This is a genomic window from Erythrobacter ramosus (assembly GCF_009828055.1).
Classification (GTDB): Bacteria; Pseudomonadota; Alphaproteobacteria; order Sphingomonadales; family Sphingomonadaceae; genus Erythrobacter; species Erythrobacter ramosus.
In genome coordinates this window covers 573,248-597,721 of record NZ_WTYB01000001.1, presented here as the reverse complement: position 1 = coordinate 597,721, position 24,474 = coordinate 573,248, and the positions used below count along the sequence as shown (strand labels likewise).

General features: G+C 64.8%; 24 protein-coding genes. 14 read left to right on the top strand and 10 right to left on the bottom strand.

Annotated features, from left to right (window positions below):
• Window positions 1-31: 31 nt before the first annotated feature.
• From glgC to glgX, 4 genes are read left to right on the top strand one after another with little or no spacing between them, the layout of a single operon-like run.
• Window positions 32-1,291, top strand: coding sequence for a glucose-1-phosphate adenylyltransferase (gene glgC / locus GRI59_RS03050; protein WP_160759716.1), 1,260 nt, complete (start codon window positions 32-34; stop codon window positions 1,289-1,291).
• A gap of 18 nt (window positions 1,292-1,309) precedes the next feature.
• The gene (gene glgA, locus GRI59_RS03045; protein WP_160759715.1) at window positions 1,310-2,767 is read left to right on the top strand and encodes a glycogen synthase GlgA; all 1,458 of its coding nucleotides are present in this window, start codon (window positions 1,310-1,312) and stop codon (window positions 2,765-2,767) included.
• Window positions 2,764-4,398: an alpha-D-glucose phosphate-specific phosphoglucomutase gene (locus GRI59_RS03040; protein ID WP_160759714.1), complete on the top strand. Its 1,635-nt coding sequence runs from the start codon at window positions 2,764-2,766 to the stop codon at window positions 4,396-4,398. The genes glgA and GRI59_RS03040 overlap by 4 nt, the downstream gene beginning before the upstream one ends.
• The gene (glgX, locus tag GRI59_RS03035) at window positions 4,395-6,176 is read left to right on the top strand and encodes a glycogen debranching protein GlgX (RefSeq protein WP_160759713.1); all 1,782 of its coding nucleotides are present in this window, start codon (window positions 4,395-4,397) and stop codon (window positions 6,174-6,176) included. Before GRI59_RS03040 ends, glgX begins: the two co-directional genes overlap by 4 nt.
• A gap of 21 nt (window positions 6,177-6,197) precedes the next feature.
• Here the strand turns inward: glgX and GRI59_RS03030 are convergent, their stop codons facing one another.
• Complete coding sequence (locus tag GRI59_RS03030; protein WP_160759712.1) at window positions 6,198-6,806, bottom strand: HNH endonuclease; 609 nt, start codon at window positions 6,804-6,806, stop codon at window positions 6,198-6,200.
• A gap of 153 nt (window positions 6,807-6,959) precedes the next feature.
• Between GRI59_RS03030 and gluQRS the strand changes: the two genes are divergently transcribed.
• Genes gluQRS through GRI59_RS03010 form a run of 4 tightly spaced genes read left to right on the top strand, consistent with a single transcriptional unit; the run spans window position 6,960 to window position 9,555 of the window.
• A complete protein-coding gene (gene gluQRS / locus GRI59_RS03025) occupies window positions 6,960-7,790 on the top strand; it encodes a tRNA glutamyl-Q(34) synthetase GluQRS (RefSeq protein ID WP_160759711.1) in 831 nt (276 codons plus the stop codon).
• A 25-nt stretch (window positions 7,791-7,815) separates the two neighbouring features.
• Window positions 7,816-8,046 (top strand): hypothetical protein, encoded by a 231-nt coding sequence (locus GRI59_RS03020; RefSeq protein ID WP_160759710.1) that lies wholly within the window; start codon window positions 7,816-7,818, stop codon window positions 8,044-8,046.
• Between the two features lie 12 nt (window positions 8,047-8,058).
• Window positions 8,059-8,625: a cob(I)yrinic acid a,c-diamide adenosyltransferase gene (locus GRI59_RS03015; protein WP_160759709.1), complete on the top strand. Its 567-nt coding sequence runs from the start codon at window positions 8,059-8,061 to the stop codon at window positions 8,623-8,625.
• Between the two features lie 60 nt (window positions 8,626-8,685).
• Window positions 8,686-9,555 (top strand): 3-hydroxyacyl-CoA dehydrogenase NAD-binding domain-containing protein, encoded by an 870-nt coding sequence (locus GRI59_RS03010; RefSeq protein ID WP_160759708.1) that lies wholly within the window; start codon window positions 8,686-8,688, stop codon window positions 9,553-9,555.
• A gap of 4 nt (window positions 9,556-9,559) precedes the next feature.
• Here the strand turns inward: GRI59_RS03010 and GRI59_RS03005 are convergent, their stop codons facing one another.
• Complete coding sequence (locus tag GRI59_RS03005; RefSeq protein ID WP_160759707.1) at window positions 9,560-9,979, bottom strand: hypothetical protein; 420 nt, start codon at window positions 9,977-9,979, stop codon at window positions 9,560-9,562.
• A 130-nt stretch (window positions 9,980-10,109) separates the two neighbouring features.
• Here GRI59_RS03005 and GRI59_RS15595 point away from each other — a divergent pair, with 130 nt between their 5' ends.
• Entirely contained in the window at window positions 10,110-10,511 is a 402-nt protein-coding gene (locus tag GRI59_RS15595) for a hypothetical protein (RefSeq protein ID WP_183363530.1), read from the top strand.
• A gap of 27 nt (window positions 10,512-10,538) precedes the next feature.
• Here GRI59_RS15595 and mutS read toward each other — a convergent pair whose 3' ends face one another.
• On the bottom strand, window positions 10,539-13,184 hold the full coding sequence (gene mutS, locus GRI59_RS02995) for a DNA mismatch repair protein MutS (protein WP_419866790.1): 2,646 nt from the start codon (window positions 13,182-13,184) through the stop codon (window positions 10,539-10,541).
• A gap of 151 nt (window positions 13,185-13,335) precedes the next feature.
• Here mutS and GRI59_RS02990 point away from each other — a divergent pair, with 151 nt between their 5' ends.
• On the top strand, window positions 13,336-15,609 hold the full coding sequence (locus GRI59_RS02990; RefSeq protein WP_160759706.1) for an NADP-dependent malic enzyme: 2,274 nt from the start codon (window positions 13,336-13,338) through the stop codon (window positions 15,607-15,609).
• Between the two features lie 41 nt (window positions 15,610-15,650).
• On the opposite strand, the gene GRI59_RS02985 is transcribed toward GRI59_RS02990, so the two are convergent.
• Window positions 15,651-16,151 carry a YciE/YciF ferroxidase family protein gene (locus GRI59_RS02985; RefSeq protein ID WP_160759705.1) on the bottom strand — a complete coding sequence of 167 codons (501 nt, stop codon included), beginning with the start codon at window positions 16,149-16,151 and terminating at the stop codon, window positions 15,651-15,653.
• 143 nt (window positions 16,152-16,294) lie between these two features.
• Here GRI59_RS02985 and GRI59_RS02980 point away from each other — a divergent pair, with 143 nt between their 5' ends.
• Complete coding sequence (locus tag GRI59_RS02980) at window positions 16,295-16,699, top strand: hypothetical protein (protein ID WP_160759704.1); 405 nt, start codon at window positions 16,295-16,297, stop codon at window positions 16,697-16,699.
• Between the two features lie 20 nt (window positions 16,700-16,719).
• On the opposite strand, the gene GRI59_RS02975 is transcribed toward GRI59_RS02980, so the two are convergent.
• Both GRI59_RS02975 and trmB read right to left on the bottom strand, forming a co-directional pair.
• Window positions 16,720-16,860: a hypothetical protein gene (locus tag GRI59_RS02975; protein ID WP_160759703.1), complete on the bottom strand. Its 141-nt coding sequence runs from the start codon at window positions 16,858-16,860 to the stop codon at window positions 16,720-16,722.
• Window positions 16,857-17,558, bottom strand: coding sequence for a tRNA (guanine(46)-N(7))-methyltransferase TrmB (gene trmB, locus GRI59_RS02970; protein ID WP_160759702.1), 702 nt, complete (start codon window positions 17,556-17,558; stop codon window positions 16,857-16,859). Before trmB ends, GRI59_RS02975 begins: the two co-directional genes overlap by 4 nt.
• A gap of 84 nt (window positions 17,559-17,642) precedes the next feature.
• On the opposite strand from trmB, the gene GRI59_RS02965 reads away from it, so the two are divergent.
• On the top strand, window positions 17,643-18,449 hold the full coding sequence (locus GRI59_RS02965) for a helix-turn-helix domain-containing protein (RefSeq protein ID WP_160759701.1): 807 nt from the start codon (window positions 17,643-17,645) through the stop codon (window positions 18,447-18,449).
• A 158-nt stretch (window positions 18,450-18,607) separates the two neighbouring features.
• Here GRI59_RS02965 and ctrA read toward each other — a convergent pair whose 3' ends face one another.
• The 3 genes from ctrA to lptB form a co-directional block, all read right to left on the bottom strand.
• Window positions 18,608-19,303, bottom strand: coding sequence for a response regulator transcription factor CtrA (gene ctrA / locus GRI59_RS02960; RefSeq protein ID WP_160759700.1), 696 nt, complete (start codon window positions 19,301-19,303; stop codon window positions 18,608-18,610).
• Window positions 19,304-19,506: 203 nt separating this feature from the next.
• Complete coding sequence (rpoN, locus tag GRI59_RS02955; protein WP_160759699.1) at window positions 19,507-21,006, bottom strand: RNA polymerase factor sigma-54; 1,500 nt, start codon at window positions 21,004-21,006, stop codon at window positions 19,507-19,509.
• An 11-nt stretch (window positions 21,007-21,017) separates the two neighbouring features.
• On the bottom strand, window positions 21,018-21,794 hold the full coding sequence (lptB, locus tag GRI59_RS02950; protein WP_160759698.1) for an LPS export ABC transporter ATP-binding protein: 777 nt from the start codon (window positions 21,792-21,794) through the stop codon (window positions 21,018-21,020).
• A gap of 252 nt (window positions 21,795-22,046) precedes the next feature.
• Here lptB and GRI59_RS02945 point away from each other — a divergent pair, with 252 nt between their 5' ends.
• Window positions 22,047-22,424 (top strand): hypothetical protein, encoded by a 378-nt coding sequence (locus tag GRI59_RS02945; RefSeq protein WP_160759697.1) that lies wholly within the window; start codon window positions 22,047-22,049, stop codon window positions 22,422-22,424.
• A gap of 55 nt (window positions 22,425-22,479) precedes the next feature.
• Here GRI59_RS02945 and ppa read toward each other — a convergent pair whose 3' ends face one another.
• Window positions 22,480-23,013: an inorganic diphosphatase gene (ppa, locus tag GRI59_RS02940; protein ID WP_160759696.1), complete on the bottom strand. Its 534-nt coding sequence runs from the start codon at window positions 23,011-23,013 to the stop codon at window positions 22,480-22,482.
• Between the two features lie 104 nt (window positions 23,014-23,117).
• Here ppa and hisS point away from each other — a divergent pair, with 104 nt between their 5' ends.
• Window positions 23,118-24,392, top strand: coding sequence for a histidine--tRNA ligase (hisS, locus tag GRI59_RS02935; protein WP_160759695.1), 1,275 nt, complete (start codon window positions 23,118-23,120; stop codon window positions 24,390-24,392).
• The last annotated feature ends 82 nt before the right edge of the window (window positions 24,393-24,474 follow it).

The following is a 24,474-nucleotide window of genomic DNA, read 5'->3' as shown; positions in this document are numbered from 1 at the left end:
GCAAAAGCCAGATCCACGGGGAGAGAAAAAGATGATTGAGAGGACTTCGGGCAGACCGCTTGCGCGTGATGCGATGGCCTATGTGCTGGCAGGCGGACGCGGCAGCCGGTTGATGGAGCTGACCGACCGGCGCGCCAAGCCGGCGGTCTATTTTGGCGGCAAGTCGCGGATCATCGACTTTGCGCTGTCGAACGCGATCAACTCGGGCATCCGCCGCATCGGGGTCGCAACCCAGTACAAAGCGCACTCGCTGATCCGCCATATGCAACGCGGCTGGAACTTCATGCGGCCCGAACGCAACGAAAGCTTCGACATCCTCCCCGCCAGTCAGCGCGTGTCGGAAAACCAGTGGTACGAAGGCACCGCCGATGCCGTGTACCAGAACATCGACATCATCGCCGCCCACGCGCCCAAGTACATGGTGATCCTCGCGGGCGATCACATCTACAAGATGGACTACGAATTGATGCTGCAACAGCACGTCAATTCGGGCGCGAATGTCACGGTCGGCTGTCTGGTGGTGCCGCGCATGGAGGCGACCGGCTTCGGCGTGATGCACGTCGACGGCGCGGACAACATCACCGCCTTCATCGAAAAGCCCAAAGACCCGCCGGGCATTCCGGGGGACGAGGGCATGGCGCTCGCTTCGATGGGGATTTACGTCTTCAACACCGAGTTCCTGTTTGAGCAGCTTCGCCGCGATGCCGACGATCCGGCCTCCAGCCGCGACTTTGGCGGGGACATCATTCCCTACATCGTCAAGCACGGCAAAGCGGTCGCCCACCGCTTCACCAACAGCTGCATCCGTGCGGCTGAGGAGATTGAGGAATATTGGCGCGATGTCGGCACGCTGGATGCCTATTTCGAGGCGAACCTCGACCTCACCGACACCGTGCCCAAATTGAACCTCTATGACCGCGACTGGCCGATCTGGACCGATGCGGTCGTGGCCGCGCCTGCCAAGTTCGTGCATGACGAGGACGGACGGCGCGGCTTTGCCGTATCCTCGCTGGTGTCGGGCGATTGCATCATTTCCGGCTCGGAAGTGCGCCGCAGCCTGTTGTTCACCGGGGTCAAGATCGGCAGCTTTTCCAACGTGAGCGAAGCGGTGATCCTGCCCTATTGCAACATTGGGCGCGGGGCGAAACTCAGCAAGGTGATCATCGATTCCGGCGTTCGCATCCCCGAAGGCATGGTGATCGGCGAAGACCCGGTGCTGGATGCGCAGCGTTTCCGCGTGTCGGAGAAAGGCGTGGTGCTCGTCACACGCGACATGATGGCAAAGCTGTAGCAACAGGGGGCGGTAAGCATGGCGATGAAAGTCCTGTCGGTCGCGTCTGAGGCGGTGCCGCTGGTCAAGACCGGCGGGCTTGCCGACGTGGCGGGCGCGCTGCCAGCCGCCTTGGCGGCGCAAGGCGTGGAGGTGACGACTTTCATCCCCGGTTATCCCGCCGTGCTGAAGGCGCTCGGCAAGGCGAAAGCGGTGCATACGTGGGACGCGCTGCTGGGCGAGAAAGCGCGGCTGCTGGTGGGCAAAATCGGCGGCTATCCGCTGCTGGTGCTCGATGCGCCTGCGCTGTTCGCGCGCGAGGGCGGGCCATATTCGGACGCTGCGGGCCGGGATTGGGACGACAACTGGCGCCGCTTCGCCGCCTTCGCCCGCGCCGCCGCCGATATTGCGGGCGGGGCGGTGAAGGGCCGCAGCTTCGATCTTGTCCATGCGCATGACTGGCAGACCGGGCTGGTGCCCGCCTATCTGCGCCTCGCGCCGCTGAAGGGCGGGCGGGCGGTGCCGAGCGTCATCACCATCCACAACATGGCGTTTCAGGGCTACTACCCCGCCGACATTTTCCCGCAGCTCGCCCTGCCGGCCGAGGCATGGACGGTTGACGGCGTCGAAAGCTATGGCGGGGTCGGGTTCCTCAAGGCCGGGATGCAGCTCGCCGATGCGATCACCACTGTCAGCCCGACCTATGCGGGCGAGATCCGCTCGGTCGAATTCGGGATGGGGCTGGAGGGGCTGGTGCTGGCGCGCTCGAACCGCGTTCACGGCATATTGAACGGCATCGACACGGCGGAATGGAACCCGGCGAGCGATCCGCATCTTGCGTCCAATTACACCGCCGTAAAGCTGGCCGCGCGGGCGAAGAACAAGCGCGCTGTGGAGCAGGAATTCGGGCTCGACCGGGACGATGGTCCGCTGTTCGTGGTGGTCAGCCGGCTCACCTGGCAGAAGGGTATGGATGTGCTCGAAACCGTGCTCGACCACCTCGTCGGGATCGGCGGGCGGCTGGCGCTGCTCGGTTCGGGCGATGCGGAGATTGCCGATGCCTTCCTCGCCGCCGCCGCGCGCCATCCGGGGCGGATCGGCGTGAAGCTCGGCTATGACGAGGGCCTCTCGCACCGCTTGCAGGGCGGCGGGGATGCGATCCTGATCCCGAGCCGGTTCGAACCCTGCGGGCTGACCCAGCTTTACGGCCTCGCCTATGGCTGTGTGCCGGTCGTCTCGCGCACCGGGGGCCTCGCCGATACGGTGATTGACGCCAACCCCGCCGCGCTGGCCGCAGGGGTAGCGACCGGCATCCAGATGAACACAGTCAGCCACGGCGCGCTCGCCATGGCGGTGAGCCGTGCGGTCGCACTTTACGCGCAACCAGCGCAGTGGAAGCGGCTCCAGAAAAACGGGATGCGGGCGGACTTTTCGTGGGGAGCGAGCGGCGCTGCCTATGCCGGGCTCTACCGCCAGTTGCTTGAGGAACAGGGATGACCACCACCGTCGCGACCACGCCGTTCGACGGCCAGATGCCCGGCACATCGGGCCTGCGCAAGAAGGTGCGGGTATTTCAGCAGCCGGATTATGCCGAAAACTTCATCCAGTCTGTGTTCGATGTGGCGGAACGACCGGCAGGCTCCACGCTGGTGATCGGCGGCGACGGGCGGTTCTACAACCGCACGGTGATTGCGCGCGCGATCCAAATGGCGGCGGCCAACGGCTATGCCCGCGTCTTGGTGGGGCAGGGCGGCATCCTCTCGACCCCTGCGGCAAGCCACGTGATCCGCAAATATGGCGCGAGCGGCGGGCTGATCCTCTCGGCCAGCCACAACCCCGGCGGGCCGGACGAGGATTTCGGCATCAAGTACAACATCGCCAACGGCGGCCCCGCGCCCGAGGCCGTGACCGAGGCGATCTACGCCCGGACCCAGACCATCGACCGTTGGCTGATGGTCGAAGGCGGCGACGCGGTCGATCTCGATCGCATCGGCACCAGCCATGTCGGCGGGATGGTTGTCGAGGTGATCGACGCGGTGGCCGATTATGCCGCGCTGATGGAAGAGCTGTTCGATTTCCCCGCGATCCGCGCCGCCGTGGCCAGCGGCGCGCTGACCATGGCCTTCGATGCGATGCATGCGGTGACCGGGCCCTATGCGAGGGAGATTCTCGAAGGTCGCTTGGGCTTCCCCGCAGGCACTGTCCGCAATGGCGTCCCGCTGGAGGATTTCGGCGGGCATCACCCCGACCCGAACCTTGTCCACGCGGCTGAGCTTTATGGCCTGATGATGTCCCCCGCCGCCCCGACCATAGGCGCGGCGTCGGACGGGGACGGGGATCGCAACCTCATCATCGGCAGGGGCGTTTTCATCACGCCTTCGGACTCGCTGGCGATGCTGGCGGCGAACGCACACCTCGCGCCGGCCTATGCGGGCGGGCTGAAGGGCATTGCCCGCTCAATGCCGACCAGCACGGCGGCGGACAAGGTGGCCGAGGCGCTGGGCATTCCGGCGTGGGAGACGCCAACGGGGTGGAAGTTCTTCGGCACGCTGCTCGACGCTGGCAAGGCCACGATCTGCGGCGAGGAAAGCGCTGGGACCGGCAGCGATCATGTGCGCGAGAAAGACGGGCTGTGGGCGGTGCTGCTGTGGCTCAATATCCTCGCGGTAACGGGCAAGCCGGTGATGCAGATCGCCACCGAGCACTGGGCGCGGTTCGGGCGCAATTACTATGCCCGCCACGATTACGAGGCGATCGACACGGCCAAGGCCAACGTGCTGATGGCGGCGCTGGAGGCTTCACTGCCGGGCCTACCGGGGCAGAGCTTCGGATCGCTGACCGTCGCTGCCGCCGATCAATTCGCCTATGTCGATCCGGTCGATGGCTCGGAAAGCCGCAATCAGGGCGTGCGGGTGATGTTCGCCTGCGGATCGCGGATCGTATTCCGCTTGTCGGGAACGGGGACGGAAGGCGCGACCTTGCGGGTCTATCTCGAACGCTATGAGGCGCCCGACGGAAGGCTGGCCGAGGAAACCCCCGCGATGCTCGCCGATCTGATCGCCGCGGCAGAGGCGATTGCCGGGATCGCGGCGCACACCGGCCGCACCGCGCCTGATGTGGTGACGTGACCCAGGCACTGGGCGCGCATATCGCGGGCGGCGTGACCCGCTTTACCGTGCGCGCACCGCTCGCCGAAGCCGTTGACCTGTGCCTGTTCGATGGCGAGGCTGAGACCCGCCACCCGATGACCCGCGCGCATGAGGCGTGGACCCTTGAACTGCCCGGCGACCTGACCGGCACCCGTTATGGCTACCGCGCACACGGAGCCTATGAGCCGCACCACAATCTGTGGTTTGATCCGGCCAAGCTGCTGGTCGATCCCTATGCGCTGGAACTCGACCGCCGCTTCACTCAGCACCCCCGCCTCGCGCAATTTGGCGAAGACACCGCCAACATCGTCCCGCGCGCCATCGTGACAGGGCCGCTGCCGGAGGTGCCGCTGGCTCCTCCCCGGTTCCAGCGCGGCGGGCTGATCTACGAATTGAATGTCGCGGGGTTCACGGCGCTCCATCCCGATGTGCCCGAGGCGCAGCGCGGCACCATCGCCGCACTCGCCCATCCGGCGGTTGTTGCGCACCTCAAAAAGCTCCATGTCAGTGCCATCGAGCTGATGCCGATCATCGCCTGGATCGACGAGCGTCACCTGCCGCCACTCGGCCTGACGAACCACTGGGGCTACAACCCGGTCGCGATGATGGCGCTCGATCCGGGACTGTGTCCGGGCGGGGTGGCTGAGCTACGCGACACGGTAGCGGCGCTGCACCAAGCCGGGATCGGCGTGATCCTCGACCTCGTGTTCAACCATTCGGGCGAGAGCGACATTCACGGCGGCACGCTGTCCCTGCGCGGGCTGGACCCCGCCGCCTATGCCCGCAACGCGGATGGCACGCTGATCAATGACACCGGATGCGGCAACACGCTCGATTTTGCGAACCCGGCGGTCCGGCGGCTGATGATCGACACGCTCGACCATTTCGTGCGTCACTGCGGCATCGATGGCTTCCGCTTCGACCTCGCCCCCGTGATCGCCCGCGGGCCGGGGTTCGACCCCCACGCCCCGATCTTCGCCGAGCTCGCCGCCCACCCGCGCCTCGCCGACCGGGTGATGATCGCCGAGCCGTGGGACATCGGCCCCGGCGGCTACCAGCTAGGGCGCTTCCCGGCCAACTGGTTCGAATGGAACGACACCTTCCGCGACGATGTCCGCCGGTTCTGGCGCGGGACCGGGGGAGTGGGGGCGCTCGCCACCCGCATAGCGGGTTCGTCCGATCTGTTCGGTGCCGACTGCCGCAGCATCAATTTCCTCGCCGCGCATGACGGTTTCACCCTTGCTGACACGGTCGCCTACGAACAGCGCCATAACCACGCCAATGGCGAGGATAATCGCGACGGTCATGGGGAGAACCACTCGTGGAATTGCGGTATCGAAGGGCCGACTGACGACCCGCAAGTGCTTGCCCGCCGCGCCGCCGATCTGCGCGCGCTGCTCGGCACATTGTTTGCCTCGACCGGCACGATCATGCTCACCGCGGGCGATGAATTCGGCCGCACCCAGCACGGCAACAACAACGCCTATTGTCAGGATATGCCGGTGGTGTGGGAACGGCGCGACGTTGCGCTTGAGGATCATGTCGCCGCGCTGGCCGCCCAGCGCACGCGTCACCTCGCTGCCTATACTGGCTTTGCCGAGGGTGGCGCGTGGCTGTCATCCGAAGGCGAGCCGATGACGCCTGCCCTGTGGGACGATCCGGCCACTGACGGCTTCACCTATGAGCGTCGGCTCGGCGACAACCGCGCCACGCTGCGTATCAGTCGCAGCCGGCGCGAGGCGCTCTGGGCGCGTTGAAACAGGCCCGCGTCAGCGCGATTAAGCCTCGAGCTCGACGTCCCAATACAGCCAGTCGCGCCAGGTTTCGTGGAGGAAATTGGGCGGGAACAGCTTGCCGTGCTGCTGCAATTGCCAGCTGGTCGGGCGAATCGGCGTCTGGTGAACGGGCATCGCGGCCTGCTTGGGCGTCCGCCCGCCCTTCTTCATGTTGCACGGTGCGCAGGCGGTGATGATGTTCTCCCACGTGGTGCGTCCCCCGAGTCGGCGCGGGGTCACGTGGTCGAAGGTCAGATGCTCGGTGCTGCCGCAATACTGGCACTGGAAGCGGTCGCGCAGGAACACGTTGAAGCGGGTGAAGGCCGGAAATTCGGAGTGCTTCACATATTGCCTGAGCGCGATCACGCTCGGGATTTTCATGTCGAAGTTGGGCGAGTGCACCTCGCGGTCATAGCTGGCGACGATGTCCACCCGGTCGAGGAACACCGCCTTGATCGCGGTCTGCCACGGCCACAGGCTCAGCGGGTAATAGGACAAAGGGGTGTAATCGGCGTTGAGCACCAGCGCCGGGCACGCAGACAGGTTACGCGTCGGGTCTTCATCAACCCCGCGGAACCGGGCAACTCTTTCGATCAGTTCGGCATTGAACACGGTTTGCGTTCCTCCCTGATTGACGTGCATCCTGACGTGGCATGGCAAAGAGTCAAACCCGTTACAGGGTGGGTATCCACAGGGCCGAGCGTTTCGGACCCTGTGGACGACCTGTGGATAGCGAAAGAATATGTCCTGTGGCATGGGGCGGCGATGCCCGACCGTGTGCCGCATGTGACCCGTTTTGCGCCCAGCCCCAACGGGCGGCTGCATCTCGGCCATGCCTTGAGCGCCATTATCGCGCATGATCTGGCGGGAGAAAGCGGCGGGCGGTTTCTGCTGCGGATCGAAGATATCGACGGCCCGCGCTCTCGCCCCGAACTGGCCGATGAATTCCGCCGCGATCTGGAATGGCTCGGGCTGGCATGGGACGAAGTGCCCGCACAATCGACGCGGCTCGCCAGCTATGCCGCCGCCGCCGAGGCGCTGAAAGCGCGGGGGCTCATCTATCCCTGCACCTGCACCCGCAAGGAAATCCAGGAAGCCGGGGCGATGGAAGGCTCGGATGGCCTCATCTACACCGGCACCTGCAAGCGCCAACCACCTGACTCTTCATGCCCAGCAGCTTGGCGGCTCGACGCGGCCAAGGCGATGGCGGAGACCGGCCCGCTGACCTGGGACGACGCGCTCGCGGGGCCGCAAGTGGTCGACTTCTCCGGCCTTGGCGATGTCGTGCTGGTGCGCAAGGATTTGCCCGCCAGCTACCACCTCGCCGTGACGCTCGACGACGCGGCGGATGGGGTGACGTTGGTCACACGCGGGGCCGATCTGTTTGCAGCGAGCCACGTGCACCGCACGCTGCAAGCCCTGCTCGGGCTCCCGGTGCCGCGCTGGCATCACCACCCGTTATTGCTCGGCGCAGATGGCGAAAAACTCGCCAAGCGCCGGGGGTCACCGGCCTTGGCCGAGCGGCGCGCGGCGGGCGAGGATGGGCGGATGCTTGCCGAGCAACTCAGGTTGCAACATTTGTCACTTGGAACCTAGCGCCCAAGCGTCCATTTAGACACGCATGAACTATGTCCTCGTGCCCGTATTGCTCGTCCTCATGGGACTGGTGGCCTTTTCGCTGATCAAGGGGATCGTCGCCTTCCTCAAGACGACCAAGATCGACCTTGAAACCGGCGAGGGCTCGACCGCGACCGATATGCAGCTCGCCCAGAACAAGGCGATGTTCGCCCGGATCAAATATCAGGCGCTGGCGATCGTGGTGGTGGCGATCATCATGGCAGCATCGCGCTAAGCCCTTCGCGCCATGGTCAAGCTGAACCGCATTTACACCCGCACCGGGGATGATGGCACCACGGGCCTTGTTGATGGCTCGCGTTGCCCGAAGCACTCCGCGCGCATCAATGCGATGGGGCTGGTGGACGAGGCGAACAGTGCCATCGGGCTGGCGGCAGTGCTGATGTCCGGAGCTCCGGGCGCTGACATCACCCGTATCCAGAACGACATGTTCGATCTGGGCGCCGATCTGGCGACGCCGGGCGATGATTTCGCTCCGTCGGAGATGGTGCTGCGCATGGTGCCGTCGCAGGCCGAATGGCTCGAAGCGCGGATCGATGCCTTGAACGAAAAGCTTCAGCCGCTGACGAGCTTTATCCTGCCCGGCGGAACCGAACTTGCCGCACGTCTGCACGTCGCCCGCGCCACCACCCGCGCGGCAGAGCGGGCAATGGTGATGCTAGCCGCTGAATTGCCCGTTAACCCGGCGGCGCTGGCCTATATCAACCGGCTGTCGGATTATCTGTTCGTGCTCGCCCGTGTGGTGAACGATAACGGCAAGCGCGACGTGAAGTGGGTCCCCGGCGCTAATCGCTAGCTTTTGCCTGAGGCCGTCGCTAACAGCGCGGCCAATTGCTGCACTTGCGAAGGACACATCATGCGCACCATCGCCGTCATCGGGGCCGGACAAATGGGCACCGGCATCGCCCAGACGATTGCCGCCAACGGCATGAACGTGATGCTGACCGATGTTGACCTCGCCCGCGCCGAGGCCGGCAAGGCCAATGTCGAAAAGGCGCTGGTCAAGCTAATGGGCCGCGGCAAGATCGAGGCAGCGGAGGCCGAAAGCCTGCTCGCCCGCATCACCCCCGTCGCCGATTACGCCCCTTTCGCAGAGGCCGACCTCATCATCGAAGCCGCGACCGAGCGTGAGGAGATCAAGAACGCAATCTTCGCAAACGCCGGCAAGGTGCTGGCGGCGGGCGCGATCATGGCGTCGAACACCTCGTCAATCCCGATCACCCGCATGGCCAACCACTCGCCCGATCCGGCGCGCTTCATCGGGTTGCACTTCTTCAACCCGGTGCCCGTCATGGGTCTGATTGAAGTCATCCCCGGCCTCGCGACTGCGCAGGACACAACCGACCGCGTCACCGCCTTTGCGCGCGGTCTGGGCAAAGAAGTGGTGCTGAGCCAGGACGAACCCGGCTTTGTCGTCAACCGCATCCTGCTGCCGATGATCAACGAGGCGGTCTTCGTGCTCGGCCAGTCGACGGCGGGGATCGAGGATATCGACAAGGGCTGCCGCCTTGGCCTCAACCACCCGATGGGGCCGCTGCAACTGGCGGACTTCGTCGGGCTCGACACCTGTCTCGACATTATCAACGTGCTCTACACTACCACCCGCGACAGCAAGTATCGGGCGGCCCCGCTGCTGGTGAAATATGTCGAGGCCGGTTGGCTAGGCCGCAAGACCGGGCGCGGGTTCTATGATTACACGGGCGAGGTTCCGGTTCCGACCCGCTGAAGGGTTACTCGGGCTCAATCGTCATTTCGCGGTCGGAAATGAACGGCTCGCTTGTGGCTATGGGTCCGCGGTGATCGACCATTGCGGTTGGCGATAGCGGCGCGGTCATCGGATTGCCGCCTGTGTTCGCCGCTCCGCCGGTGCCTTTTGCGACGGCTTTGCCATCGGCCCCATATTCCCCGAAGACCGAGCCTTTTCTCCCCAAGAATGCATCGGCCTGGCCCGGCTTGTCGCCTTGGCTTTGCCCCTCGGCAAAGGCCTGCGCATCGCTGGCGATGCTCGCGCGCTGGGCGCCGATGATGTCGACAGCCTTGCCGACGATCCCGTTGTCGTCCGAAGTGCCGACGATGGATACCGCGCTGAACACGGTCAGCCCGGCAAAAGCGAGCGCGGCTTTGCTGTTCTGGAACACCGACTTGTACATGGCTCGTGCCTAGCGCAGGCGCGGTTAAAACTTCGTGCAAAGTGCCCCGTCCCGCTGGACAACCGGACTGCCGCCCGGTGTGCAACATCTGGCCGGTTTGCAGGCTTATGCTTGGGCAAGGAGAAGAACCATGTCCGACCGCAAGACCCCCGCTCCCGCTCCCTCACCTGACGATGGCCACCCGGAAGGGCTGGCGCATGAAACCCGCAATTCCGAACAGGACGAGCGCGGTGAACAGGCGCAGGATGTCGCCGCCGATGCGCTTGATCCCGTGTCAGGCCGCGCCGGGGGAACCGAAAGCCGCAAACCGCCTGCGACCGGTCTGGACGATGACGACGGGGATGAGGCCGATCTGATTGATATCATGCGCCACATGGAAGAGACCGGCACGATCGACAATTCGGCCTTCGCGGGCGAGCCGGAACATGACGATGAGCCCACCCGCTATCGCGACAGCGGCAAGGACGCGGTTGACGAGGATGAGGATGACGACGCCGGTCCTGACGCTTTGCACGAAACCGGCCAGCCCTGACGCTGCGCTTGTCCTGCGCCCTGGCGCTCAGTGCTTGGTTTTGGGCAGTGCCCGCTTCCACTCGTAAAGCAGGTCGAGCGCCTCGCGCGGGGTGAGGGCGTCGAGATCGGCGTCGCGCAGGGCTTCGGCGAGTTGTTGTTCGGGTGAGGCGGGTGCCGGTTCAGCAGCCAGCGCGGCGAAGAGCGGCAGATCGCCGAGCCCTGCGGCAATTCCGCCGGTCGCGGTGCGGGTCGCCTCAAGCTTTTCGAGCACCGCCTTGGCGCGGGCGACCACCGGAGCCGGCACGCCCGCAAGCCGCGCGACCGCGAGGCCATAGGAGCGGTCCGCCGGGCCGTCGGCCAGTTCGTGCAGCAGCACCAGATCGCCCTGCCATTCGCGCGCGCGGACATGGTGGAGGCTCAGCGCCTCGCAGGTTTCGGCGAGGCGCGCGAGTTCGTGGTAATGGGTCGCGAACAGGCAACGGCAGCGGATCTTGGAATGCACCGCCTCGGCCACCGCCCAGGCGAGCGCCAAGCCATCATAGGTCGATGTGCCGCGCCCCACTTCGTCGAGGATCACGAAGCTGCGGGAGGTGGCCTGCGCCAGAATGGCGGCGGTCTCGACCATTTCGACCATGAAGGTGGAACGGCCCCGTGCGAGGTTATCGGCCGCGCCCACCCGGCTGAACAACCGGTCGACCAGCCCGATCCGCGCGGCGGTGGCCGGCACAAAGCACCCCGCTTGCGCCAACAGAACGATCAGCGCGTTCTGGCGCAGGAAGGTGGACTTGCCGCCCATGTTCGGCCCGCCAATCAGCCACAGGCGATTGGTGTCGGCAAGCTGGCAGTCATTCGCCACAAACCGCTCCCCCGCTTTGGCGAGTGCCGCTTCGACCACCGGATGCCGCCCGGCGGTGATGGCGAGGCCTGCGTCCTCGGCAATCTCGGGGCGACACCAGTCGGCTTCGCTGGCGCGCTCGGCATTGCCGGCGGCGACATCGATCCGGGCGAGCGCGGCGGCGGTGGCTGCAATGGCGTGGCGCGCGGTGACGACTTCGGCGACCAGCTCCTCGAAATGCGCTTCCTCCGCCGCCAGCGCATGTCCCCCGGCCTGAGCGATACGGGCGGCTTCCTCGTGCAGCTTCAGCGAGTTGAACCGCACCGCGCCTGCCATCGTCTGACGGTGGATGAAGCCGCTGTCGGGCGCCATCAGCGCATCGGCATAGCGCGCGCCCACTTCGATGAAATAGCCCAGCACGCCATTGTGGCGGATCTTGAGCGTTGCGATGCCGGTTTCGTCGCGATAGCGCGCTTCCATCGCCGCAATCGCGCGGCGCGCATCGCCGGAGGTGGCGCGCAATTCGTCGAGCGCGGCGTCGTACCCGTCAGCGATAAAGCCGCCGCTTCCGCGCTCGGTTGGGGGCGAGGGCACCAGCGCGCGCGACAGCCAATCGGTCAGCGCGCCGTGGCCGGTGAGTTTCGCCAGAACGGCATCGAGCAGCGCAGGCCGATCCGGCGCACCGCTCAACCAATGGTGCAGCCGCATCGCCTCGGACAGACCATCGCGCAACTGGCCGAGATCGCGCGGAGAGCCGCGCCCCGCCACCACCCGCCCGAGCGCGCGGCCGAGATCAGGGATGGCGCGCAAAGCCTCACGCAATTGCGCGCGTTCAATCGGCCGGTCGCGCCAGAACTGCACCAGTCCAAGTCGCGCTTCAATCTGCGCGACATCGAGCAGGGGCGCAGAAAGATCCTCGGCCAGTAGCCGCGAGCCTGCCCCGGTCACGCAGCGATCCACCGCGCCGATCAGGCTGCCGGCGCGCGAACCCCCGTTGGTGCTTTCAAGGATTTCGAGGCTCGCCCGCGTGGCGGCATCCATCGCCATGCCCGCCTCGGCAGCGCGCGCCACCGGGGGCAGCAGCAGCGGCAGCTTGCCGCGCCCGACATGGTCGAGATAGGCGATCAACCCGCCCGCCGCGCCCAGCATCGCGCGGGAGAAATCACCGAACGCATCGAGCGTCGCCACGCCATGCACCGCCTTCAGTCGTTCGGCCCCGGCATCGCTGGCGAAAGAGTTGCGCGGGCGGGAGATCGCCTCCTCCGGGCCGTGTGGCCAGTCTTCCGGCACCACGACTTCGCTCGGGGACAGCCGCGCCAGCGCCGCGCCAAGCTGATCGGCAGCGCATTCCTCCAGCACCATCGCGCCCGTGGAAACATCCACCGCAGCAATTCCCACCGTCCCGCGCAATTCCGCCAGCGCTGCCAGCACGTTCGCACGGCGCGGTTCGAGCAAGGCTTCCTCGGTCAGCGTCCCCGCCGTCACCAGCCGCACAATCGCGCGGCCCACCAGGACCTTGGAGGACGGGGTGCCTTCACGTTTGGCCCGTGCCTTGGCCTCGTCGGGCGTTTCGACCTGCTCGGCAATTGCGACCCGGCAGCCCGCCTTGATCAAGCGCGCAAGGTAGCCTTCCGCCGAATGCACCGGCACCCCGCACATCGGGATCGGCGCGCCGCCATGTTCGCCGCGCGTGGTCAGCGCGATGTCAAGAATTTGCGCCGCCGTGCGCGCGTCTTCGAAGAACAGTTCGAAGAAATCGCCCATCCGGTAGAACAGCAGCGCATCGCCCGCTTCCTCGCGCAGCGCGAGGTATTGCGCCATCATCGGCGTGGGTTTGGAATCGGGAAGGGCGGCCATCATTCCGGCATTGCCCCATCGCCTGCGATTCGGAAATGTCCGCCGCTACGGCTTTCCCCCGCGCCGCGCCATTTCCGGCCTATCGCAACCGCCTTGGTGAGGCTAAGCGGAACGCGATTTTCCATTCGGACAAGCAGAGGGATCAGGCATCATGGCCGATGAGAACGCCACACCGAACAAGGGCGGCTTCACCGCGCGCGAGGCGCTGTTCTATCACGAGACGATCCGCCCCGGTAAGCTCGAGATCGTCGCCACGAAGCCGATGACCTCGCAGCGTGACCTTAGCCTGGCCTATTCGCCGGGCGTCGCCGTGCCGGTGGAAGCCATCGCCGCCGATCCCTCGCTCGCCGCGCGTTACACCGTTAAGGGCAATCTGGTCGCCGTGATCAGCAATGGCACCGCGATCCTCGGGCTGGGCAACTTGGGCGCGCTGGCATCGAAGCCGGTGATGGAAGGCAAGGCGGTGCTGTTCAAGCGGTTCGCCGACGTCGATTCCATCGACATCGAACTCGCCACCGAAGACCCCGAGGCCTTCATCAACGCGGTTGCGCTGATGGAACCGACCTTCGGCGGGATCAATCTTGAGGACATCAAGGCGCCGGAATGCTTCATCATCGAGGCGGCTCTGCGTGAACGCATGAATATCCCGGTGATGCATGATGATCAGCACGGCACCGCGATCATCACCGCCGCCGGCCTGCTGAATGCCTGCCACATCACCGGACGCGACTTCAAGGACGTGAAGGTTGTGGTCAACGGCGCGGGTGCAGCGGCGATTGCCTGCACCGCGCTGATCAAGGCAATGGGTGTGCGCCACGAAAACGTGATCATGTGCGACCGTTCCGGCCCGATCACGCCGGGCCGCGAAGGCGTGGACCAATGGAAGAGCGCCCATGCAGTCGCCACCACCGCGACCAGCCTTGAAGAAGCGCTGGTGGGCGCGGACATCTTCCTCGGCCTGTCGGCTGCCGGTGCGCTGAAGCCCGAATGGGTGCGCAAGATGGCGGACAAGCCGATCATCTTCGCAATGGCCAACCCCGTCCCGGAAATCATGCCGGACGAAGCCAAGGCCGTCCGCCCTGACGCGATCATCGCCACCGGGCGCAGCGACTTCCCCAATCAGGTCAACAATGTGCTGGGCTTCCCCTTCATCTTCCGCGGCGCGCTGGATGTGCAGGCGACCACGATCAATGAAGAAATGAAGGTCGCCGCCGCCCACGCCATCGCCGAACTCGCGCGCCGTCAGGTGCCCGAAGAAGTGGCGAGCGCCTATGGCAAGAACCACAAGTTCGGCACCGATTACATCATTCCCGCCCCGTTCGATCCGCGACTGATCGAGGTGGTGTCCTCCGCCGTCGCCAAGGCAGCGATGGATTCGGGCGTAGCGCAGGCCCGGATCGAGGATTTCGAGGCTTATCGCATCCAGCTGCGCAGCCGCCTTAACCCCACCACTTCAGTGCTGAGCGGCGTCTATGAAGTCGCCAAGGCGAACCCCAAGCGGATGGTCTTTGCCGAAGCGGAAGAAGAAGTGGTGCTGCGCGCCGCGATCCAGTTCCGCGATTTCGGTTATGGCACGCCGATCCTGGTGGGCCGCACCAAGGCGGTGCTCGACAAGCTGCATCAGCTTTCGGTTGGCGATCCGGGCAGCTTTGAAATCCAGAACTCGGCCGATAGCGAGCACGTACCCGCGATGGTCGATTACCTGTACAAGCGGCTCCAGCGGCGCGGCTATACCGAGCGCGATGTGCGGCGCATGGTCAATCAGGACCGCAACGTCTTTGCGTCGCTGCTGGTCGCGCTCGGCCACGGCGACGGGATCATCACCGGCATGACCCGCACCTTCGCGCAGACCGTGCGCGAGGTGAACCTGGTGCTCGATCACAAACAGGGCGCGCTGCCGTTCGGCATCCACATGATGATCGGCAAGAACCACACGACTTTCCTCGCCGATACAACGATCAACGAGCGGCCCAATTCCGCAGAACTCGCCCATATCGCTAAGGAAACCGCAGCAGTCGCCCGGCGCATGGGTCACGAACCGCGCGTCGCGTTCCTCAGCTATTCGACCTTCGGTAACCCCTCGGGCCAGTGGCTGACCTCGATCCGCGAGGCGGTGGCGATTCTCGATCAGGAGGATCCGGGCTTCGAATATGAAGGCGAAATGGCGCCTGACGCCGCGCTCAATCCCAAGGTGATGGCGCTGTACCCGTTCAGCCGCCTGTCTGGCCCGGCGAACGTCCTGATCATGCCGGGGCTGCAATCGGCAAACCTGTCGGCCAAGCTGCTGCGCGAATTGGGCAGCAATGCCACCATTGGCCCGATGCTGATCGGGATGGAAAAGCCGGTGCAGATCGTGCCGATGACCGCCAGCGTGCCCGATGTGCTGACCCTTGCCGTGCTGGCGGGCGCGGGCATCGTGGGGTGAGATAGCGGAGCCCGGCGGATCACGCCGGGCTCCTGCCACTCTTACGCTTCGGCGGCGGCGGGATTGACCTCGCCCGACGCGATTTGCGTCATGTGTGTGTCGCCGCTGCGGGTGTCTTCGAGACATTGCGCCAGAACGCTGGCATCATTCTCCAACCCGAGCCGCCGCGCGAATGCCGCTGCCGTGCCATAGCCCGAGATGCCGTAGTGGGTCATGCGCTGGTACTGCGCGATGATCGAAGCATCGCGGACGTCCTCGTCCGAGAAATCCGCTTCGACCCCATGCGCGCGCGCTTCGGCGGCGAGGCCTTCCATGCCCTTGCAATGTTCGCCGCGCGGGTTGGCATCGTGGTTTTCGATCAGGGTCTTGAGGTGATCCATACCCTCCTCGATCCCGTCCACGCCCGCGGTAAGCGCCTTGCGCAGCTGGGCTGAGCTGGCCGCTTCCTTCAGCTCGCGCGTGACCTGGATGGCCTGGCGATTGGCGCTGTAGAGGTCCTGCAACTGATCGACGTAGAGATCCTTGAGCGTCGTGATGGTCATGTTGGTCGTCTCCGGTGAATGATTGCACCCCCATGTCGCTGTGGCCCCAACCGTTCCGCGATGTTCTGTCATGGGTGTGGTAAGGCACCCGGATCGGACGAGCCGCAGGCTTGCTGCGGCAGGGCGAGACAGGAGACTAGACTGTGGGCAGGGCCATGCGGGTGGGAACGGCAGCGGTAACCTATTGGGCCATCGTGTTTGCGCTGGGCTTCGTGCTCGGCACGGTGCGGGTGCTGTGGGTGATCCCGATGGTGGGGCTGATGCCCGCGACCCTATTGGAACTGCCGATCATCCTCACGGCGAGCTGGCTTGCATCTGGGTGGATTTTGCGCCGCTTCGCCATAGCCACCCGGCGCGAGGCGTTGACCCTTGGTCTGCTCGCCTTCGCGATCCTGATGGCGGCGGAGTGCGCGCTGGCTGGGGTGCTTTCGGGCCAGACTCCGGCGCAGTGGCTCGCGGGGTTGAGGCAACCGCACGCGCTGCTCGGGCTCGCAGGGCAGGTGGCGTTCGCGCTGATGCCGTGGTGGCGGGTGCGGCGGGGCGCCTAGCGTCCGCGCAAACGCCATGATCACGATTGCAGCGCGGCAATCACCAGCGCCGCGATCAGCCAATTGTCGCCAAAGGCATCGTACTTCGCCGCCGTGACCCACAGTGCGCCACTTGCGAGATACCAGATCGCGGTGACAATCCGGTCGCCGAGCGAGGTCACTTCCGCCGGTATCGAAAGTACCAGACCTCATGCCCATAGACCGTGCGGGCCTTGTGTTCGTAGCGGGTCTCGGGCCAGCCGGACGGGCGCACCTGCCAGTCGGCGGGTTTCTCGACCACCCATTCGAACAGATCCGCGTGGCGCTGCATCACCATCAGCGCGTAGCGCAGGTACACCGCGTGGTCCGTGCCGAACCGGAACTCGCCGCCGGGTTTCAGCTTGGCGGCGAGCAGCTTGATCGGGCCGTCGTTGACCATCCGCCGCTTGGCATGGCGCGCCTTGGGCCAGGGGTCGGGATGCAGCAGATAGGCCATCGTCAGCGAGCCATCGGGGATGCGCTGGAGCACCTCCAATGCGTCGCCATGATGCAGCCGGATATTGGCAAGCCGCTGGTCGGCGACATGTGTGAGTGCCTGCGCTACACCGTTGACGAAGGGCTCCGCGCCGATGAAGCCGTGATCTGGCAGCAGATCGGCGCGATAGGCGAGATGCTCGCCCCCGCCGAAGCCGATCTCGAAATGCAGTGGGCGCGAATCGCCGAACAGGATCTCGCTCGTCACCGGGCCTTCGGCAGGCACAGAAATCTGCGGCAGGAGGGTATCGACCAACCCCTGCTGATACTTGCGCAACTTCTTCCCGACTGAGCGGCCATAAAGCCGCGCGATGGTGGTCGGATCGCCTTCCTTGAACGCTGTCATGGGGCGGGCGCTTGGCACGCAGCCCGGCGCGGCACAAGAAAATCGTGCTGGACGCAAGGTAGCGCGCTGTGGTGATCAGAGCCGATGACGACCCCGTCCCCAATTTGTGCCGAGGCGCTTTCCGACAAGGAGCTTGAAGTCCTGCGCCTGCTGGCGGCAGGGCACACGGTGAAGTCGATTGCTGCCCGGCTGGATCGTTCGGAAGCCTCGATCAACGAGCGGCTGCGCGAGGCGCGGCGCAAGACCGGGGTGGGAAGCAGCAGGGAGCTCGCCCGCCGGCTCGCGGCACAAAAAATCTGGGACAGAAAAAGCGATCTGTCGCCCGGCGCACCTTTGGCCGAGCATCCTCTCGTGCCCCGTTCGAAGGGGTTCGAATGGACGAAAGGAAAGATTGCCATGGCTTTCATGCTCCCCGCAGCTGCTCTGGGCCTCGCACTGGTTGCAGGCACCATTACCATGCCCGAGGCTGCCGAAACCGCGCAGGCCGCTGCCACACCGCTGGCCGGGCGCTGGTCGCTCGATGTGGCGCGACTCCCCGAGAACGAGCGTCCTCTCGCGGTGACGATCACCTTCACGCCGCAAGTCGACGGGCGGTTGCATACACTGGTGTGGGTCGAGAACCGCGACGGCGCGAAAATCAAAGCCGAATCGACTGCGGCGCTCGATGGGGTGGCAGTGCCAGTGGGCGGCTCGATGGCGGAAATCGATTCGGTCGCGCTGCGCCAGCCTGAGCCCGATACGCTGGTGATGACGCTCGCCAAGGAAGGCCAGCGCGTCTCGACCCGCGTCTACACCGTGGCGAAGGACGGCAGCTCGATGACCGAAACGATCGTCTGGGCGAACGGCGAGATGCCCGAGCCCAAGGCCATCGTCTTCAACCGCATCGGCTGAAACGCGAACGCCCGGGGCGAGAACCCCGGGCGTTTTGATGTAATAGAGCAATTCCGGCCCAAGGGGCCGCAAGGCCACGCGGCCGCCCCGCAGGCGATCCGTCGCGCAGCGACGGAAGCTCGCCGAGGACGAGCGCCCGGAGGGGCGCTCGCAAACGATTAAGCCGCTTCGACCACCGCTTCGTCGTCGCGCAGCACGTAGCCGCGGCCCCACACGGTCTCGATGTAGTTCTCGCCCCCGCAGGCCAGCGACAGCTTCTTGCGCAGCTTGCAGATGAACACGTCGATGATCTTGAGTTCCGGCTCGTCCATCCCGCCATAGAGGTGGTTGAGGAACATTTCCTTGGTCAGCGTGGTGCCCTTGCGCAAGCTGAGGAGCTCGAGCATCGCATATTCCTTGCCGGTGAGGTGCACGCGGGCGCCATCGACTTCGACCGTCTTGGCGTCGAGGTTCACGGCCAGCTTGCCGGTGCGGATGACCGACTGCGAATGGCCCTTCGAACGGCGCACCACGGCATAAATGCGGGCGACCAGTTCTTCGCGGTGGAACGGCTTGGTGACGTAATCGTCAGCGCCGAAGCCGAAGCTGCGGATCTTCGAATCCATCTCGCTGATGCCCGAAAGGATCAGCACCGGGGTCTGCACCTTGGCGACACGCAGCTTCTTGAGCACGTCATAGCCATGCATGTCAGGCAGGTTCAGGTCGAGCAGGATGATGTCGTAATCATACAGCTTGCCCAGATCCAAACCTTCCTCACCGAGGTCGGTCGAATAGACATTGAAGCCTTCGGTGGTGAGCATCAGCTCAATAGCCTTGGCAGTGGTCGGTTCGTCTTCGATCAGCAGAACGCGCATCTTAGTCCCCTGTCTGTCCCCTGGTAACCCCTGCTTAGGAGAGGTTGCCGTCTGTTAACCACGCCACTTCTCACCAAAAAAGGTTAATAAGAAGTTTAGCGCGTTAACGTTTTGAAGTGAGTCTTTCGAGTCACACCCCCGCAGCAGCGAATTATCGCGCAGGGTTAGACCTTTACGGATGGGCCGCCCATTGCGGGAAAATCCTAAGATGCGCCCGCCAGCTTCTTGGCCCGCCGCCGCTCGGCGCTGGAGCCCAGCCCGATCGCTTCGCGGTATTTCGCCACGGTGCGCCGGGCGAGGTCGAAGCCTTCTTTCTGGAGCATTTCGGCAAGCTGTTGGTCAGACAGGATATTCTTCGCGGTCTCTGCGTCGATCAGCGCCTTGATGCGGGACTTGATCGCGGCGGATGACGCGCCTTCGCCGTCGGCTGAGGCGACCCCGCTGGTGAAGAAATACTTCAGTTCAAACGTCCCGCGCGCGCAGGCGAGGTACTTGTTGCTGGTGACGCGGCTGACCGTGCTTTCGTGCATTTCGATCTTCTCGGCCACTTCGCGCAAGGTGAGCGGGCGCAGCTCGGACACACCCCGGCGGAAGAACCCGTCCTGCTGCTTCACGATTTCCGCAGCGGTTTTCAGGATCGTCTTCTGCCGCTGATCGAGCGCGCGAATCAGCCAGTGCGCGTCGGCGAGCTTTTCCTTGAGCCAGCCCTGCGATTCCTTGGATGTAGCCCCGGCGTTCAATTCCACGAAGTAGCCGCGGTTGACGATCAGCTTGGGCAGGGTGTCCTCGTTCAAGGCAATGTCCCACCCGCCGGCAGCATTGGCGGTGATGAGGATGTCGGGCACCACAGAGCTGCTGTCAGACGGCATGAAAGCAAGACCGGGGCGCGGGTTGTAGCTGCGCAATTCGCGCAGCATGTCAGCGAAATCCTCGTCATCCACGCGGCACAGGCGCTTTAGCCGCTCGACTTCGCCGCGTGCGACCAGATCGAGATTGCTGATCAGCGCCGCCATGCAGGGATCATAACGATCCGCCTCGCGCGCTTGGATCGCGATGCATTCGGCGAGATTGCGCGCGCCGACGCCAGTTGGGTCGAGCGATTGCACCAGCGTCAGCGCCGCTTCGGCCTCAAACAGCCCCACGCCCAGATCATCGGCGACTTCATCGATCGGCGTGCCGAGGTAGCCCGCATCATCGAGCAGCCCGATGATGTGGCGCGCGATGAACCCGGTGCGCGGATCGCTGGTGAGCGCGCCGATCTGGCCTTCGAGATGTTCGGACAGCGTGATTTCGGCGGCGCGCAGCTGCTCCCAGTCGGGCGCGTCATCGAAGTCGCCGCCAGATCCGCTGGCTGCGGCGCCCCATTCGGCATCGCGGGCATTGCGTGCCTCCCCGTCGCCGGTGTCCCAGTCACGATCCACCGAGGACAGGTCGAGCGGCGCGTCGCTTTCACCCCCGCCGCGCAGCATCAATTCATCGGCAGGCGCATCCTCACCCGGCGGGGCCGCGAGTTCGATTCGTTCCGGCTCGCCCACATCCGCAGGCCCGCCGGTGTCGAGCAGCGGATTGGCCTCCAGCGCCTCGGCAATGAAGCTTTCGATTTCGAGGTTCGAGGCCGCCAGCAGCTTGATCGCCTGCTGCAACTGCGGCGTCATGACCAGCGATTGCGATTGCCTCAGGTCAAGGCGGGGACCTAATGCCATGCCAATCAGCGCTAGAGCGTGAAGCTCTCGCCGAGATAGAGCCGCCTTACGTTCTCGTCGGCGACCAGTTCCTGCGGGGAACCGGCGAACAGCACCTGCCCGCCGTAGATGATGCAAGCACGGTCGACGATATCGAGCGTCTCGCGCACGTTGTGATCGGTGATCAGCACCCCGATGCCGCGCGCTTTGAGATCGCGGATCAGATCGCGGATATCGTTGATCGAGAGCGGATCGATCCCGGCAAAGGGCTCGTCCAGCAGCATGATCGAAGGCTTGGCCGCTAGTGCGCGGGCGATCTCGCAGCGCCGCCGCTCCCCGCCCGACAGCGCCATCGCGGGCGACTGGCGCAGGCGCGCAAGGCCGAATTCGTCGAGCAACCGCTCAAGCTCGCTGGCGCGGGTGGCGGCATCAGGCTCACCCAGTTCGAGCACACAGGCGATGTTCTGCTCCACGGTCATCCCGCGAAAGATGCTGGTTTCCTGCGGCAGATAGCCCAGACCGAGGATCGCGCGGCGATACATCGGCAGCTTGGTCACATCCTCGCCGTCCATCAGGATGCGACCCGAATCTGGCTTCACCAACCCCATGATCGAATAGAAGCAGGTGGTCTTGCCCGCGCCATTGGGGCCGAGCAGGCCGAACACTTCGCCCTTGGCGACGCTGAACGAAATATCGGTCAGCACCGCGCGCTTGTCATAGCTCTTGGCGATCGAGATCACTTCAAGCCCGCTGCCGAGCGGCTGAACCGGCGCTGCCTCGCTGGGCGGATCGGAAAGGGTCGTGGTCATGTGTCTGCGAGCTTTAGCAGCCTTCGAGCCGCAGAAAAGGGGCGCAAGGCGTTTGGCAGGATTTTTGCTTAGTGCTGACGTATCGACCAGTTACTGGCACAACGTCAGACAAAGCCCCCGTCATTTGAGCAGCTTGTGCCTCGTTCTGTGCGTTTGGCGCAACAAAATGGCGGATTTCCGCGCCTTCTTGCAACCTTGGAGAAGCTTTGCGATACTGCCAGCTTCACAACAGACCGTTGGGGAGCGGCCAGCATGATGAAATCCAATGAGCGGGGCAAAAGCCAGGCACTGTCTGCCACTCGGGCGCGAGACTGGCGCAAGGCGATGAGCGACCATGTCGCCTACGGCCTGCTGGTCTACACCGCGCTGCAAATCTTCGTGACGGTCAAGGCGCTGGCAGAGGGCACGTCGAGCCTGCTGCCCTATATGGCGCTGGTCGTGCTGGTGGCCGGGATCATCCCGGTGTGCCGCTGGTTCGAAAAGCGTTGGTCGGTGCTGAGCGATGCCGAAGCGGTCGACCGATCCTACGCCCCGGCCTTCAAGCGCGACGTGATGACGCTGTGGGCGCTGGCGATTGGCCTGCCTTTCGGTCTGACGCTGATGTTCAAGGCCGTGTTGAGTGTGATTTAAGCAAGACTTCGCACCCCCCGCCCCGGGCTTGACCCGGGACGGGGAGAAATATCCCTTACTTTCCAGCGTTATATCGCTCGATCGCCTCAATGGTGATCTGACGCGCTTCGGCGGCGTCGCCCCACTTGCCCACGCGCACCCACTTTTCGGCTTCCAGATCCTTGTAGTGGGTGAAGAAGTGCTCGATCTGCTGGAAGATGATCGAGGGCAGATCGCTCGTTTCGACCACGTCGGCGTAATAGGGGAAGGTCTCCTTAACCGGCACGCAGATCAGCTTTTCATCGCCGCCCTGCTCGTCTTCGAGGTTGAGCACCCCGATGGGCCGCGCGCGCACCACGCAGCCGGGAATGAAGGGCGAGCGCGAGATCACCAGCGCATCCAGCGGATCGCCATCAGGACTGAGCGTGTGCGGCACGAAGCCGTAATTCGCCGGATAGCGCATCGGCGTGTGCAGGATGCGGTCAACGAACAGCGCGCCGCTTTCCTTGTCGAATTCATACTTCACCGGCTCGCCGCCGGTGGGCACTTCGATGATGACGTTGAGATCGTCGGGCGGATTGACGCCGGTGGGGATCTTGTCGATGCGCATGGCAGGTCTCTTTTTGGCTTGCGAATGAGAGAGGTAACGCGCGGGCCTTTAATGCGTGCCGCAGGATTGCGAAAGAGCCTGCGTAAGCCTAATCGCGCAGCCCTATGAGCACAAAAACCTCCGCCAAAACCCCCAACGCCATCAGAGGTACCCAGGACATCTTCGGCGCCGATGCCGAGGCTTTCGCCTTCGTGGTCGAGACGTTCGAGCGCGTGCGGCGGCTGTATCGGTTCCGGCGGGTGGAAATGCCGGTGTTCGAAAAGACCGAGGTCTTCGCCCGCTCGCTGGGCGAGACGACCGATGTTGTATCGAAAGAGATGTATTCCTTCGACGACCGCGGCGGCGAATCGCTGACCCTGCGCCCTGAATTCACCGCCGGCATCGCGCGCGCTTTCCTGACAAACGGCTGGCAGCAATATGCGCCCCTGAAGGTGGCGACCCACGGCCCGCTGTTCCGTTACGAGCGCCCGCAGAAAGGCCGCTACCGCCAGTTCCACCAGATCGACGCCGAGGTGATCGGCGCTGCCGAGCCGCAGGCCGATGTCGAGCTGCTGGCGATGGCGGATCAGCTGTTGAAGGAGCTGGGGATCCATGATGTGACGCTGCACCTCAACACTTTGGGTGATGGTGCAAGTCGCGAGGCATGGCGGGCGGCGTTGATCGACTATTTCCGCGCGGTGAAGGATCAGCTGTCCGAGGAATCGCAGGAGCGGCTGGAGAAGAACCCGCTGCGAATCCTCGATTCCAAGGACCCCCGCGACAAGGCGTTCCTGCCCGATGCGCCGAAGATCGACGCCTTTTTGTCGGAAGAGGCGAGCGCGTTTTTTGCTGCCGTGACCAGCGGGCTGGATGCGGCGGGCGTGAAGTGGGTGCGCGCGGAAGGCCTTGTGCGCGGGCTTGATTACTACCGCCACACTGCGTTCGAATTTATTCCCGACGAGGGCGGCGTATCGGCTGCGGCTTTGGGGAGCCAGAGTACGGTTCTGGCGGGCGGGCGCTATGACGGGCTGATGGAGTCGCTCGGCGGCGCAGCCACGCCTGCGGTCGGCTGGGCTGCGGGGATCGAGCGGCTGGCGATGTTGGTGGGGGCGCGGGAGGAGGCCAAGGCTGATGTGATCGTCGTTGTCGAGGACGACGCAGTTCTCACAAAGGCCTTCGCCGTCCTTAGGACACTGCGAAGCAACGGCTACAGCGCAGAAATGATCGCCTCGGGTTCCCCTCGAAAGCGGTTTGACAAAGCATCTAAGGCCAACCCCCGTGCAATTCTCAGCCTCGGTGGTGAGGGCGTCAATTCGGCACCTGTGCGAAGCAGCGAGGAAGACCTCGTCAACAAGATTGCAGATTTGATCTACGGGTCTGGCGTCCTCCACCAGAATTAGCCCCCGCCCCGGGCTTGACCCGGGGCCCCGCTTTCCTTTTTCCGCCGCTCCAATAGAAGCGGGGTCCCGGCTCGGTGGCCGG